The organism is Oleiphilus sp. HI0125, assembly GCF_001635355.1.
The window spans coordinates 1-443 of the sequence record NZ_LWGF01000147.1 but is presented as its reverse complement, the minus strand read 5'-3'; the positions used below and the strand labels follow the sequence as shown (position 1 = coordinate 443).

The 443-nt window shown below is 45.8% G+C and carries 1 pseudogene; it reads left to right on the top strand.

What is annotated here, in order from left to right:
• Positions 1-443 (top strand): annotated as a pseudogene (locus tag A3762_RS02540) (NrdJb); the annotation flags it as partial.

Sequence of the window (443 nt, the reverse complement as noted above, 5' to 3'; positions counted from 1 at the left end):
ATCATGAAGTGCGCCGCCCATATGAAGTGTTCATCAACTCTAAGTCGATGGAACACTTCCAATGGGTTATCGCCTTAACGCGCGTTATTTCAGCCGTTTTCCGTAAAGGTGGTGACATTACATTCTTGGTGGAAGAGTTATCTTCTGTGTACGACCCGAATGGTGGTTACTACAAGAAAGGCGGCGTGTTCATGCCATCGCTTGTTGCTGAGATTGGCGCTGTGATTGAAAAGCACATGAAGTGCATCGGTCTTATCGAATCGGAAGAACTGAGTGATACGACGAAGCAAATTCTAGCTGAAAAACGTGCTGAGTTTGAGCAAGCAGCTAAAGCTAATACCGCAGAAAGCTCTGCTAAAGAAGAGCCAAGCCCATTCCCAGATACAGCACAGCTATGTAAGAAGTGCAATACAAAGGCTGTGATTATCATGGACGGTTGTGCA